Here is a 13164-nt window from a genome sequence, read left to right as displayed (position 1 = left end):
CTCGGAGCGGGAGGCTCAGCCCGCCGCGGCGAGCACCAGCGGCAGCACCTCCGCGCTGCCCGACCGCCGCAGGAGGCGGGCCGCGACCGCGAGGGTCCAGCCCGAGTCGGTGTAGTCGTCCACGAGCAGGATGGGCCCCGGCGAGGCGGCCAGCGCGGCCGCCAGCTCCTCCGGGACGCTGAAGGCGTCGGACAACGACCGCAGACGCTGGGCGGAGTTGCTGCGGCGCGCCGCGTGCGCGCCGCCGGGACCCTCGTACGCCAGGGTCCCCAGGAAGGGGAGGCGACCGACGTCCGCGATCCCCTGGGCGAGGGAGCCGACGAGCTGCGGACGGGCCAATGACGGCACGGCCACGACGCCCACCGGCCTGGCTGCGGCGTCCGCCGCGTCGCTCGCCCATCCCCCGGGAGAGCGCGCCCAGTCGGCGAGGACCGCGACCGAGGCCTTGAGGACATCGTCGGGAACCCGCCCGTCCGGCGCGCCCTCGGCCAGCAGCGGACGCAGCCGGTTGCCCCAGCCGATGTCCGACAGCCGACCCAGCGCACGCCCGGTGGAGCACTGCTCCTTGGCCGGAATCCGGCCCTTGAGGTCGACGCCGAGCGCCGCCATGCCCGTCGGCCACATCCTGCGCGGCTCGACCTCGACGCCGGGACGGTCGAGCTCCTTGGCCGCGCCCGACAGCGCGTCCTCGGACACGGACGCGTCGGTCCAGGCACCCGCGCAGTTGTCGCACCGGCCGCACGGGGCGGCCCCCTCGTCGTCCAACTGACGGCGCAGGAACTCCATCCGGCACCCGTCCGTGCGCACGTAGTCCCGCATGGCCTGCTGCTCGGCCTGGCGCTGCCTGGCCACCCACGCGTATCGCTCGGAGTCGTAGACCCACTGCTCGCCGGTGGAGATCCAGCCGCCCTTGACCCGCTTGACCGCCCCGTCCACGTCGAGCACCTTCAGCATCGTCTCCAGACGGGTGCGACGGAGCTCCACCACGGCCTCCAGGGCCGGCACGGACAGCGGCCGCCCCGCGTCGGCCAGGGCGGCGAGGGTCTGGCGGACCTGCGCCTCGGGCGGGAAGGCGGTGTCGGCGAAGTAGCGCCAGATGGCCTCGTCCTCCTTGCCCGGCAGCAGCAGCACGTCGGCGTGCTCCACCCCGCGCCCCGCACGGCCCACCTGCTGGTAGTACGCGATCGGCGAGGACGGCGAACCGAGATGCACCACGAAACCCAGGTCCGGCTTGTCGAAGCCCATGCCCAGCGCCGACGTGGCGACCAGCGCCTTGACCCGGTTCTCCTGGAGGTCGATCTCGGCCTGCAGCCGGTCGGCGTTCTCCGTACGTCCCGTGTAGGAGGCCACCTCGAAGCCGCGCTGCCGCAGGAAGGCGGTGGCCTCCTCGGCCGCGGCGACGGTCAGGGCGTAGATGATCCCGGAGCCCTGCAGTTCGTCCAGGTGCTCGGCGAGCCAGGCCAGCCGGTGCGCGGCATCGGGCAGTTGGACGACGCCGAGGCGCAGGCTCTCGCGGTCCAGCGCGCCGCGCAGCACCAGGGCCTCACCGGCACCGGTGCCCAGCTGCTCGGCCACGTCCGCCGTCACGCGCGCGTTCGCCGTCGCGGTGGTGGCCAGGACCGGCACGCCGGCCGAGAGCTCGGCGAGCATCGCCCGCAGCCTTCGGTAGTCCGGCCGGAAGTCGTGGCCCCAGTCGGAGATGCAGTGCGCCTCGTCCACCACCAGCAGACCCGTGGTGGCCGCGAGCTTGGGCAGCACCTGGTCACGGAAGTCCACCGAGTTGAGACGCTCCGGGCTGACGAGGAGGACGTCGGTCTCGCCGCGCTCGACCTCTCCGTAGATGGTGTCCCACTCCTCGGGGTTGGCCGAGTTGATGGTGCGGGCCTGGATGCCTGCGCGTGCCGCGGACTCGACCTGGTTGCGCATCAGGGCGAGCAGCGGGGAGATGATCACCGTGGGGCCCGCGCCGCGTCGGCGCAGCAGGGCCGTCGCCACGAAGTACACCGCCGACTTGCCCCAGCCGGTGCGCTGCACCACGAGGGCGCGCCGCCGGTCCTGGACCAGTGCCGCCACCGCCTGCCACTGGTCCTCGCGCAGCCGCGCCGACCCCCCGGGGTCGCCGACGAGCTCGGCGAGGATGGCGTCGGCTTCGGTGCGGAGCTCCAGGTTGTCCATGCCCCCATGCAACCCGATGGCACTGACAATCGCCCAATCCGCCACGGGGCCGCGCGTGGCCCTCGCGGCAGTGCGTGGCCCTCGCGCCAGTGCGCATCCCCGCGGACCTGCGTACCCCCGCGGAACCGAAGAACCCGGCCGACCCGAAGGTCGCGGTGGACCCGTCCGGCCCGAAGGACTCGAAGGGCGGCGATGTGGGCAGGGATATAAGCAGCGCATCGTCCGATACCGGCTTGCGGTGCCGATTGTTCATTGCCCCCGGCGATCGCGGCGGGAACAATTGGAACCGCTCCCCGTGCGGCCCGTGGTCCGGTAGGGCCGTGCCGTGGTGCGCTCCCCCAGACCGACCCCGCCCTCGTACGGGCGCGTAGCCGAAGGGAGGACCGTGACCTTCGGATTCGCCTCGTCCGGCGCGGTATCGATGCCGGAGCAATCGGCGTCGGCCGAGTTTTTCCCCGACTCCGCCTACTCCGCCCACCGACTGGCCCGGATCCTCGAGCCCGCCGAGTGGTCGGCAGCGGGAATTCCCTTGCTGCGCAACCCGCGAGAGGTCGTCAGCGGCCTGCACGCGCGCCATCTGCCGACCCCGGCGACGGCCGTGGTGGCCGTGCTGGATCCGGACGAACGGCTGCGGGCGAGCGCCTCGTTCAGCCGGCGCGCGACGATGACGGACGGCTGGATCTTCCGCAACGCGCTGCTCGCGCAGTTGCGTCGGGTCATCCCGCACGACCTGCGGCGCCGCACTCCCGTGCGTACCGCAGTGTTGCTCTACTGCCGTGAGGGGGACGCCCGTTGGACCCAGGAGGACGGGGCCTGGATGTGGGGCCTGCGGGATGCCTGCACGCTGCACGGGCTGCGCTGCGGTGCGTACATCACGCTGACGTCCGACGGCTGGCAGGTGCTCGGCGAGGGACGCGGCGGCCGACGGCCGAGCGTCGGTTCACGGCCCGAGCTGTTCCCCGGGACCGGGACCGAAGTGCCGACGATACGCACCGGAGGGGCTGCCTCCGATGTGCTGCGCCGCGCGGCGGCACGCTGACCGCGCCGTCCTCACGTCGCCCCCGCACCCCTGCTCGCGCAGGCCGAAGGCCACAATCGGCACGCAACGGGCATACGACCGACCCGGCCATGTCCGGCACGGCACACGTCGGCCGTCACACGGCGCTCCCGCGCGGTCGGCGCCTGACGGCACCACCGCACGGTCGATCACGACTCCGCTTCAACGGCTCCACGTCAGCCGTGACTTCGGCCGACGGAAGTCGTCTCAGACGCCCGCGCCCAGCATCGCGTTGATCCGCTGCGGGTCGCCGCAGACGATCAGCAGGGTGCTCGCACGGGTGAGGGCCGTCGGCAGGGCCGAGACCGCGGTGTCCTCGCTGCCGCCGTTGAGGGCGACGACGACCACGGGCCGGGACCCGGCACGGTTCAGGGCGGCGGCGTCGGCGTAGAAGACGTCGTCACCCGCCTCGTGCTGGGCCCAGTAGGAGGCCTCACCGAAGGACAGCTCGTGCGTGGCCCACGGGTGCGGGTCACCGGTGGTGATCACCAGGACCTCGCCGGGGGCACGCCCGGAGTCGAGAAGGAGGTCGACCGCTTCCTCGGCGGCGTCCAGCGCACCCTCGGCCGAGGCCGGGATCAGCTGGATCTGCGGAACCGAGGCCGAGGCGTCGGGACCACCGGCCGACACTCCGGCAGCAGGCCCACCGGAAGCGGCGGGACCGGCGGCGGAAGCAGCGGGACCGGGGACAGCCGGGGCGGGAGGCCCGGGCTTGGCGGCCGCATCACGCGGCGTGCGCTGCGCGGGCGGCATCGGCCGGGCAGGACCCGGACGGCCGGGACGCGGCGGTGCCGCGGGACGCGGGCCGGGTACGGGGCGGGGGGTCGGCGCGGTGCGGGGACCCTGGGCACTCTCGTGAATCTGAGGCTCCTCGGGAATGAGAGGCATGAAGTGTTGTCTATCAAACGCCGATGCGACTCGCGTCGGCGGGTGGCACATGAGTGCGACGGGAAGTACCGGAAAAGCGTCAGAACTCAAAGCCGAGCTGACCCTCGATTTCCGGAACATTTCCGTCCGCCCAGCTGCGGGCCTTCTTGAGGTGCCGCCACTGAGGCAACGCATCAAGATACGCCCACGTGAGCCGGTGGTACGGGGTGGGCCCCCGCTCCGCCAGCGCGGCCTTGTGCACCGGCGACGGATAACCGGCGTTGGCCGCAAAACCGAAGTCTGCATGTTCGATGCCCAGTTCGGCCATCATTTTGTCGCGCTGAACTTTTGCGATGACCGAAGCAGCGGCGACGGCCACACAGGACTGATCACCCTTGATCACCGTACGAACCCGCCAGGGAGCACCGAGGTAGTCGTGCTTCCCGTCGAGGATGACCGCGTCCGGGCGGACCGGCAGCCCCTCCAGAGCACGCACCGCGGCCAGCCGCAGCGCGGCCGTCATCCCCAGGGCGTCGATCTCCTCGTGGGAGGCATGACCGAGGGCGTGCGCCGTGACCCAGCCCGCCAGCTCCTCGGCGAGCGCGGTGCGCCGCTTGGGAGTGATCAGCTTGGAGTCGGTGAGCCCTTCCGGCGGCCTGCGCAGTCCCGTGACCGCCGCACAGACGGTGACCGGACCTGCCCACGCGCCGCGCCCGACCTCGTCGACACCGGCGACGATCTTCGCTCCGGTGGTGGCACGCAAAGAGCGCTCGACGGTGTGGGTGGGTGCTTCGTACGGCATGGCGGCAATAGCCTACGCCGCCGGGGACCGCCCGCGACACCCAGGCTCGCCGAACGGCCCCGGAGGCCCATATCCGGACGGGCCGGACCCTCAGGGCCGCAGCAGCGGAACCATCACCTGGTCGATCAAGGCCTCGAATTCATCGTCCCGCCATTCGCTTCCGCACACCTTCGAGCGGTACATGAACATCGCCGGAATGACATCGCAGACGTACGCATCGACACCCCCGGAACGGACCTCTCCACGCTCGATTCCGCGGCGCACGACCTCCTTGATCAACTTGACGCTCGGCTCGATGACACCTTCGAAGATCACGTCATGGAAGCGCTCGGCCGTCGCCGTGTCGCATTCGTGAAGCACCGAACGCAGGGCGAAGCCGGTGCGCGAGAACATGGTGACCCGCATCTCCTTGCACAGCCGCAGCAGATCCTCCCGGACGCTCCCGAGGTCCGGAGGGCTGTCGAGGCGGGGCAGCCCGGCCCGCAGCGCGTCGACGACGAGGTCCTCCTTGGACGGCCAGCGGCGGTACACGGCGGCCTTGCCCGTCTGCGCGCCCGCGGCCACACCCTCCATCGTCAGCCCGCTCCAGCCGACCGTGCTGAGCTGCTCCAGGGCGGCATCGAGGATCGCCCGCTCCAGGACAGGACCCCGGCGGCGCGGGGACACCGCCCGGGCGGGAGCGGCCGACCAACGAGAAGTAGCCATCAATTTCTCTCCATCGAGCACACAAGAAAGGCGGAGAACGGACGAAGGGTGAGTGAACGCTTGCGTTCACTCAAGAGGAGTCACTACCGTCGTAGTTGACAGTGAACGGGTCCGTTCACTAAGGAACTTGTGGGGGATCATGACGACCACCTCTCAGCTGACGAAGAATCAAAAGCCTGGTACCGCCCGCCGAGAGGGGCACCCCGGCTTAGCGCTCACCGTCATCGCGGCCTGCCAACTCATGGTGGTACTCGATGCCACGATTGTGAATATCGCGCTCCCCCACATCCAGGGAGCCCTCAACTTCTCGACGACCGACCTCACTTGGGTCGTCAGCGCGTACACCCTCACGTTCGGTGGACTGCTGCTGCTCGGCGGTCGCGCCGGTGACATCCTGGGACGCCGCCGCGTCTTCATGGCCGGCATCCTCCTCTTCACGGTCGCCTCGCTCCTCGGCGGTTTCGCCCAGGAACCCTGGCAGTTGCTGGCCGCGCGCGCCTTGCAGGGCGTCGGAGGCGCCATCGCCTCACCCACCTCGCTGGCACTCATCACGACGACCTTCCCCGAAGGTCCCGAACGGAACCGCGCGTTCGGCGTCTTCGCGGCCGTCTCCGCAGGTGGTGGCGCCATCGGCCTGCTGGCGGGCGGCATGCTCACCGAGTGGCTCGACTGGCGCTGGGTCCTGTTCGTGAACGTGCCCATCGGCATCCTGATCGCCTTCCTCACCCCGCTCTACATCAATGAATCCGAGCGCCACCCCGGCCGCTTCGACATCCTGGGCGCACTGACGTCGACGCTCGGCATGGCTTCCCTCGTCTACGGATTCATCCGCGCCTCCGAAGAAGGCTGGCGCGACAGCATCACCGTGGGTTCGTTCGGCGCCGCGATCGTCCTGCTCCTGGCCTTCGTGTTCGTCGAGCAGCGGGCGAAGGAGCCGATCACGCCCCTCCGGATGTTCGCCGACCGCAACCGCTCGGGCACGTATGTGATCATGCTCAGCCTGGCCGCCGCGATGTTCGGCATGTTCTTCTTCATCGTTCTCTTCGTCCAGAACATTTTGAACTACACCCCGATCGAGGCGGGCCTGGCCTTCCTGCCGGTGACGGTGGTCATCGCGGTCGGCGCGGCCCTGTCGCAGAAGTTCCTCCCCGTGCTCGGCCCCAAGCCGTTCATGGTGACCGGCTCGGCCATCGTCGCCCTGGGTCTCGGCTGGCAGGCGCTGATCGGCCCGGACAGTTCGTACCTCGGCGGAGTGCTCGGCCCGATGCTGCTCTTCGGCTTCGGCATGGGGCTCAACTTCGTGACCCTGACACTGACCGCCGTCTCCGGAGTGGCCCTCCACGAGGCGGGCGCGGCATCCGGCCTGCTCAACGCCACCCAGCAGGTGGGCGGCTCGCTCGGTCTCTCCATCCTCACCACGGTCTTCGGCACGGCGAGCCGGAACGAGGCCAAGGACCAAGTGGCCGACTTCATGGCCCACGCCACACCGGAGCAGAAGGCCGAGTTCGCCAAGACCCACGAGCTCCCCGCGCCCTGGAGCCACGAGGTGCTGGCCCACGGCATCTCGACCGCCTTCATCCCGGCCGCCGCCATGGCCGTGGTCGCCCTGATCACCGCGGCGCTGGTGATCCGCGTACGCAAGAGCGACCTGGACGCCCTCGCCGGCACGGCGAGCGCCGCGGGCCCGGCGGGCGGCTGACGGAACGGGCAGCGGGTGCCGTGCCGACACGATCGGCGCGGCACCCGCACCAACACCCGCGCCCGCGCCCGCGCCCCGCCACATGCACTCATGCCAATATGTCGACGTCGGCAGTACGCCAGTCATCACCACGACGTCAGTACGAGCTGTAGGGGTCATCCCTGCTCTCACCGCAGAACCCGGGGTCCACAGAGACTGGCCGTTCCTCGATGATCCGCCGTGCCCTGGACTCCCCCAGACTGGTCGCGAACCACGGCTCACCATCGGATTCGAGGCCGTCGACTATGTCCTTGAGCGCGCAGGAACGCTCCGGCTCCGGCAACTTGTCCAGCTCCGGCACCGCATCCGCGGACAACTGGCGCGTGTAGTCGAAGTCGAACTTCCCGGTCTCCTCGTATCGCTGTACGTTCCGCTCGGCGATCAGCGCGTCGGGCGACAGCAGCCCGAACGCCAGCACACCGGCCGCCGCGCTGGCAGCGACAGCGCGCGGCAGCCACTGGGCGCCCCAAATACCCGCGGCCATGATCAACAGGACGATCACGCCGAGCCAGAGCTCCACCGAGACGACCGAGATCCTCAGCCTGGTCAGCCCGTACGCCTCCACGTACATGTCCATCCGACGCACCGCGGACGCCACCACGACCAGCGTCATCACGCACAGCGTGCCGAGCACCGCGCGCACCAGCGTGCGGTCCTGAGCACCGTCACGGGGAGCCCAACGCAGGGCGAACACGATGACGACCAGAGTGAGCAGAGTGGCGAGCAGCAGCTGCCAGAACCCCTGCCGCGCATAGTCGGAGTACGAGAGTCCAGTCTTGTCGAGCACCGTGTCGTACCCGCCGAACAGCACCGTCAGCTGGACCACGTTGAACGCCGCGAACAGCACGTTCAGCACGATCAGCGGCAACGCCCACTCGACCCGCCCCCGGGCCCGGCCGGGGTTCACCACGAGCCTGTCCCAGCGCACGGGTGACGCCGCCGTGTGCGCAACCGCGAGCGCCCCGACCACCCCGGCGACCAGGAGCAGCACGCGCCAGGGGCTCCCGGAGACCGAGGCGTCGGGTATCAGATCGCCGAGCAGGTCCGCGAAGGCGGCGTCCGCACCAGCGAACAACGCGCCGAACACAACGAGCAGCACCGCCGTCACCGCGATGGCACGCAGCACAGGCCCCGCACCACGAGCCCCACCGTCCCGCTCCCGCACCCCGCGCCAGCCCCACCGAACCCCGGCGAAGATCGCATCGAAGATGCCGAGCGGACTCAGGAGTATGCCTATCCAGGTCCGGCTCCCGTGCAGCGCGAGCGAGCCGAGCGCAAGCGCGGAGACGATCGCCAGGAACGAGGGCCACCCCGCATCACGCAACGCGGGCACGACCAACAGCCCGAGCCCTCCAACGGCCCACACCAGCGACCAGGGCCGAGGCCGACGCCCGCCCTTCTGCGCGGCGAAGTAGGCAGCGAGCGTGGCCGGAACGGCGACGATCAGCAGATTCAGCGCCAGCCCGTCGCCGAGCAACAGCATGCTCAGCAGCCCGGTCGCCAGCACCGCCCAGAGCGTCGCCGTCCGAACGGGCCCGGGCGGATCGAGGCGCAGATCGGCAAGAAGCGGTGTGTGCTCCGCGGGCAGGGGATGCCCCCACGAGTCACGCCCAGCGGTCGCCCCGCCCGCGCCACGCCCCGCACGCCCGGCCTGCGGGGCGTCCGCGACTTGAGCGGCCCCTACCAGCTGAGGCACCTCAGCCGACGGAGCCCCACCCTTTACACCGCCCGTACCGCCTGCGCCACCCGTACTGCCTTTGCCGCGCGCAGCCTCTGCATCACGCGCATCTCCTGCGTCACGTCCGTCTGACGTGTCGGACACGGGACCCCCTCCCGGCCGGTCCACGCGCGCAGCACGCCACACACAGGTGGCCGCAGGGGCGCCGGGACCGGCATCTCGTTCAACGCACGCGAGTCAAGATCAACTAACGGCCCGCCCGAGCGTAGCCGCATGCCCCACCAACGCCCCCCGACCCGGTCCCGCCTGTGGCATGACCGTGACAGTGGTACTCCGGGGTACTCCGAGGTATCCCGGAGACCGACGGAGTCAGACCGCCCCGACGGAAACCCAGCCGGGCAGCGCCTCCGTGCGCTCCAGCCATTCCTCGGGCGGCGCGCCGCCCTCCCCTGACGCGACGACCCCACCGACGATGGCGCACGTCGTGTCCATGTCCCCGCCCACCCGGGCGGTGTCCCAGATGGCCCGCTCGTACGCCCCGAGCCCACGAGCAGCCGACCACAGCGCGAACGGCACCGTGTCATGCGCCGTCGTCCGACGACCGCACCCGAGAACCGCCGCCACCGTCCCGGCGTCGCCGTAGTCGAGCATGTCCCGCGCCCGGCGCAGCCCCGCTCCCACCGCGCTGCGCGGCACCAGTGCGATGACCCCGTCGAGCAGTTCCTTCGGCGCGGGCGGCCCCGCGGGAGCGGCCACCAGCGCCGCGGCCGCAGCCACGGCCATCGCCCCGACCACCGCCTCGCGATGCTGATGCGTGGGGTAGGCGGAGATCTCCGCCTGGTGCGTCGCCTGCTCCGGGTCGTCCGCGTACCAGGCGCCGAGCGGGGCGATCCGCATCGCAGCGCCGTTCCCCCAGGACCCCTGCCCCTTGAAGAGCGCAGAGGCCAGCTCCCGCCAGTCCCCGCCCTCCCTGACCTGGCGCAGCAGCCGGTTCACGGCAGGGCCGTAGCCACGGTCGAAGTCATGGTGCTCGGCGAACGACAGGGCGAGGGCGTCCTGGTCGATGCGGCGGTGCTCGGCGAGGATGGCCAGGACGGAGCAGGCCATTTCCGTGTCGTCGGTCCACTGCCAGGGAGCGTCGGGCAGCTCACGGCGCTTGAGCAGTGGGTAATGCGCGGGCACGAAGAACTGTGAGCCCAGCGCGTCCCCCACCGCCAGTCCGCGCAGGCTGGCCAGAGCGCGCTCAAGGCGCCGGTCGGGAGAGGAATCAGCGGTCATCGCCCTGCCACTCTAATTCGTTGCCAACGGATCCAGCACCACCCAGGCCCTTCCGCCGAGCCGGTCGGATCCCTGGGCCGGTGACATCGCTATCACGGGAGCCTGAACACCCGGGCCCTCGCAGGGAGGGGCGCCTATCCGGTGACGCCGTACGGCTCAGGTTCGCGCCAGCGTTCGAACGGCCGGTCCAGCGTGTACTTGCCGTCCTCACCGAGCACCAGCACCCGCATCTCCCCGTTGCCCGGGTTGGAAAGCGACTCGAACTCTGCGACCGACCAGTGGAACCAGCGCATGCAGAACAGCCGCATCGTCAGTCCGTGTGTGACCAGCAGGACGTTCGGCGGATGGTCCGGTGCCTCGAAGCTCCGGTAGAGGCTTTCCAGGAAGGCCCCCACCCGGTCGTACACATCGGCCCCCGACTCCCCTTGAGCGAAGCGGTAGAAGAAGTGTCCGTACGCGTCGCGGTACGCCTTCTGCAGCCGAACGTCGTCCCTGTCCTGCCAGTTGCCCCAGTCCTGCTCGCGCAGCCTCGGCTCCTCCCGTACACGCACCAGCTCGGGGTCGAGCCGGAACGCCTGGAAGGTCTCGTGGGTGCGGCGGTACGGGGACACGTACACACTCACCCGCTCACGGCCGAGCAGTTCCCGCAGGTGCTTTCCCGTGTCCTCGGCCTGGGACCATCCCGTCTCGGTGAGCTCCAGGGCATGATCGGGTTCGCGCTCGTACACGGTGTCGTCGGCGTTGCCTGCCGATTCGCCGTGCCTGACCAGAATGATGCGCCGCGGGCGTGCCATACAGAAACCCTAGATCGGGTCCCCGGTGGGCCGCTCAGTCGGGTAGCCGCCCGGACTCCATCCGGCGTATTCGGCCGGTGAAGCGCCGGCGGAGCAATCGGTCGTGCGAGACGACGACCAACGCCCCCGTCCACTGGTCCAGTGCCGCCTCCAGTTCTTCGACCAGGCCCAGTGCCAGGTGGTTGGCGGGCTCGTCCAGCAACAGCAGGTCGGCGGGCCTGGCGAGCAGGCGGGCGAGGGCGAGCCTCCGCCGCTGCCCGGCGGACAGGGAACCCACCGGGACGTGCAGGTCCCGGGTCCGGAACAGGCCGTACGAGAGGAGCAGATCCCGCTGCTCGTCGTCGGTCAGCCCGAGGCCGCTGCCGAACACTTCGAGGACGCGCTCGGCGGGGCGTCGTACCGGTATCTCCTGCGCGAGGTAGCCGATCCGTCCCCTCCGGGCGACGGTGCCTTCGTCGGGCTGGAGCACTCCCGCCATGGTGCGCAGCAACGTGGACTTGCCCGCGCCGTTGCCCCCGTGGATCAGCAGTCGCTCGCCCGCCGAGACGGTGAGCGACGCCACGGCCAGCCGCTCGCCCACCTTCACGTCCCTCAGGCTCACCAGGGCCCCTTCGGCCGCGCCCGTCACCGGGCGAGCCGTGAAGCTCAGTGGCTCGGGAGGTCGGCGCACCGGCTGTTCCCGCAGCCTTCGGAGGCGCTCCTGGGCGTTCCGGACGCGCCCCGCGACCGAGGCCTGGACCCGTCCCCCGGCCCGGTCGTACGCCATCTTGTTGTTGTCCTTCATGCCACGTCCACCGGCTACCGCGTGGGCGGTGGTTGCCATGAACTCCTGGAGCCGGCTCGTCTCCTCGCACCACTGCGCGTACTGCTGCTCCCAGCGCAGCCGGGCGGCCGCCCGTTCCGCGACCAGCCCTTGGTAGCCACCGCCGTGACGCACCACCGACCGGCGGTCGGCGTCCACTTCGAGGATCGCGGTGGCGACTCGCTCCAGGAACACTCGGTCGTGAGAGACCGCGACCACCGTCCCGCGATGCGCCGCGAGGGCGCTCTCCAGCCAGTCCAGCGCATCTTCGTCCAGGTGATTGGTCGGTTCGTCCAGGAGCATGACTTCGGGGGCGGCCGCTATGAGGCAGGCGAGGCCGAGACGGGCCTGTTCGCCACCGGACAAGCTGCCCAGGACCCTGTCCCGGCCGACGTGCCCGAGCCCCAGCCCGTGCATCGCCTTGTCCACGCGCGCGTCCGCCTCATAGCCACCGCGCAATTCGAAAGCCGTGAGCAGGTCGCCGTATTCGCCCAGCTCACGCTCGGTCGCGGAACCGAGGTCCGCCTCCAGAGCACGCAACCGGCGCTCCATCGCCCGCAGTTCGGCCAGGGCCGCGTCGATGGCATCGTCGACGCACCGATCCGCCGGAAGCCGGGGAGTCTGCGCGAGAAGCCCGGCCCCTCGCTCGGCGACGGTCACCACCTCACCCTCGTCGGGCCGCTCGTCACCGGACATCAGGTGCAGCAGCGTGGACTTTCCCGCACCGTTCTCCCCCACCACACCTATGCGCTCGCCCGGCCTGACCGTGAGAGACACCGCGTCGAGGATCAGTCGATCCCCATGAGCCTTGGTCACGCCGTGCAGAGAGATCTGAGTAGGCACAGGCACCCCCGATTTTCGATCCGCCTCAACCAAACGCAACCCCAGTCGCATTACGATGAGTGTGGCAGACTGACTCGGCTAATGCAACCAGAGTTGTGATTAATGGCCCGGGCGGGCCGAGGGGAAGGAACAGACCGATGAAGGAAGAGACTGCTGCTGCTGGTCAGAGCGGTGGCGGTGAGCCCACCTCGCCCACCTCGCCCACCTCGCCCACCGGGCCCACCGGGCCCGCCTCGTCCACCGAACCCGCCTCGCCCGCTCCCGGCACCCGTCGCCCCGGCGGCCGAACGGCCCGTACCCGCGCAGCCGTCCGCGACGCCGTACTGAGCGGCCTGGCCGATCACGGATACCCCGGGCTCACCGTCGAGTACGTGGCCGACCACTCGGGGGTGCACAAGACCACGCTGTACCGCCGCTGGGGCGGC

At 70.7% G+C, this 13164-nt stretch carries 11 protein-coding genes; 3 read left to right on the top strand and 8 right to left on the bottom strand.

The window, feature by feature from the left end; all coding sequences use genetic code 11:
* Window positions 1-15: 15 nt before the first annotated feature.
* Window positions 16-2175 carry a RecQ family ATP-dependent DNA helicase gene (locus AOK03_RS02415; protein WP_055563434.1) on the bottom strand — a complete coding sequence of 720 codons (2160 nt, stop codon included), beginning with the start codon at window positions 2173-2175 and terminating at the stop codon, window positions 16-18.
* Between the two features lie 385 nt (window positions 2176-2560).
* Here AOK03_RS02415 and AOK03_RS02410 point away from each other — a divergent pair, with 385 nt between their 5' ends.
* On the top strand, window positions 2561-3214 hold the full coding sequence (locus AOK03_RS02410) for a hypothetical protein (protein ID WP_055563433.1): 654 nt from the start codon (window positions 2561-2563) through the stop codon (window positions 3212-3214).
* A 225-nt stretch (window positions 3215-3439) separates the two neighbouring features.
* Here the strand turns inward: AOK03_RS02410 and AOK03_RS40450 are convergent, their stop codons facing one another.
* The 3 genes from AOK03_RS40450 to AOK03_RS02395 form a co-directional block, all read right to left on the bottom strand.
* The gene (locus AOK03_RS40450; RefSeq protein ID WP_079074417.1) at window positions 3440-4120 is read right to left on the bottom strand and encodes a hypothetical protein; all 681 of its coding nucleotides are present in this window, start codon (window positions 4118-4120) and stop codon (window positions 3440-3442) included.
* 79 nt (window positions 4121-4199) lie between these two features.
* Window positions 4200-4901, bottom strand: a complete 702-nt coding sequence (locus AOK03_RS02400) for a ribonuclease HII (protein ID WP_055563431.1) — start codon at window positions 4899-4901, stop codon at window positions 4200-4202.
* A 90-nt stretch (window positions 4902-4991) separates the two neighbouring features.
* Window positions 4992-5606 (bottom strand): TetR/AcrR family transcriptional regulator, encoded by a 615-nt coding sequence (locus tag AOK03_RS02395; protein ID WP_055563430.1) that lies wholly within the window; start codon window positions 5604-5606, stop codon window positions 4992-4994.
* Between the two features lie 139 nt (window positions 5607-5745).
* Here AOK03_RS02395 and AOK03_RS02390 point away from each other — a divergent pair, with 139 nt between their 5' ends.
* Entirely contained in the window at window positions 5746-7305 is a 1560-nt protein-coding gene (locus AOK03_RS02390; RefSeq protein ID WP_055563429.1) for an MFS transporter, read from the top strand.
* A 136-nt stretch (window positions 7306-7441) separates the two neighbouring features.
* On the opposite strand, the gene AOK03_RS02385 is transcribed toward AOK03_RS02390, so the two are convergent.
* From AOK03_RS02385 to abc-f, 4 genes are all read right to left on the bottom strand, one after another.
* The gene (locus AOK03_RS02385) at window positions 7442-8827 is read right to left on the bottom strand and encodes a DUF4153 domain-containing protein (RefSeq protein WP_079074420.1); all 1386 of its coding nucleotides are present in this window, start codon (window positions 8825-8827) and stop codon (window positions 7442-7444) included.
* 564 nt (window positions 8828-9391) lie between these two features.
* Window positions 9392-10300 carry an ADP-ribosylglycohydrolase family protein gene (locus AOK03_RS02380; RefSeq protein ID WP_055563428.1) on the bottom strand — a complete coding sequence of 303 codons (909 nt, stop codon included), beginning with the start codon at window positions 10298-10300 and terminating at the stop codon, window positions 9392-9394.
* Window positions 10301-10434: 134 nt separating this feature from the next.
* Window positions 10435-11094 (bottom strand): histidine phosphatase family protein, encoded by a 660-nt coding sequence (locus tag AOK03_RS02375; protein ID WP_055563427.1) that lies wholly within the window; start codon window positions 11092-11094, stop codon window positions 10435-10437.
* Window positions 11095-11128: 34 nt separating this feature from the next.
* On the bottom strand, window positions 11129-12739 hold the full coding sequence (gene abc-f, locus AOK03_RS02370; protein WP_055563426.1) for a ribosomal protection-like ABC-F family protein: 1611 nt from the start codon (window positions 12737-12739) through the stop codon (window positions 11129-11131).
* Window positions 12740-12876: 137 nt separating this feature from the next.
* Between abc-f and AOK03_RS43735 the strand changes: the two genes are divergently transcribed.
* Window positions 12877-13164: TetR/AcrR family transcriptional regulator (locus tag AOK03_RS43735; RefSeq protein ID WP_244177462.1), on the top strand; the 288-nt coding region annotated here is incomplete at its 3' end.

This window comes from Streptomyces atriruber, from assembly GCF_001418325.1.
Lineage (GTDB): Bacteria > Actinomycetota > Actinomycetes > Streptomycetales > Streptomycetaceae > Streptomyces > Streptomyces atriruber.
This window is presented reverse-complemented; position numbering and strand designations above follow the sequence as displayed.